At 42.5% G+C, this 697-nt stretch carries 1 pseudogene; it reads right to left on the reverse strand.

The features are described 5' to 3' along the window. Positions 1 to 697 (reverse strand): annotated as a pseudogene (locus DMB68_RS23475) (hypothetical protein); the annotation flags it as partial.

The following is a 697-nucleotide window of genomic DNA, read 5'->3' on the forward strand; positions in this document are numbered from 1 at the left end:
TGGCATTTATAGTATTACCGCATCCTCCCAAAAGAGGAATACTGTAGTTAAATACTCCTGAAGCTGTAGGAGTTCCGCTGATGGTTAAGATGTTTGTTGCCCATGCAGCCGTTACGCCGGAAGGTAATCCGGTTGGGATACCGAGTGTCAAAGTTCCTCCCTGAGTGGCATGTGTAATTGGTATTATAGCAGTATTTATACACAGAACCGGAGCAGCCGAAGCCGCATTTACTGTTTTGGTCTGAACAGTAATAGTTCCTGTTGAAGTTACAACAGCACCGCAACCTCCTGTATAGGTTACTGTATAAGGAAAAGTTCCCGTAGAGGCAGGAGTTCCGCTTATTGTTACTGTGTTGGATGTAAAATTTCCCGTAACACCAGCAGGCAGTCCTGAAAAAGTTGCCCCTGTAATCAATCCTGCGGTAGTATACGTAATAGGGATAATAGCAGTTGAAGGGCATATGGCTTGTGCATTTGTTCCCACAGCAGAACTTAAAAAAGCATTACAATTGTTTACGTTTAGATGGATTGTATTTCGGGTTAAAACAAGATTTTGATTTGTAACCGTTGTGATAGTCATTTGCGGATTGGTGGATACACAATGATAATCACCGGCATTGGCAAGCGTTAAATTCGACAAGGTATATTGTCTGGAAGTTGCACCTGATATAGCGACCCCGTTTTTATACCACTGATA

The organism is Flavobacterium hydrophilum, from assembly GCF_003202405.1.
GTDB lineage: Bacteria > Bacteroidota > Bacteroidia > Flavobacteriales > Flavobacteriaceae > Flavobacterium > Flavobacterium hydrophilum.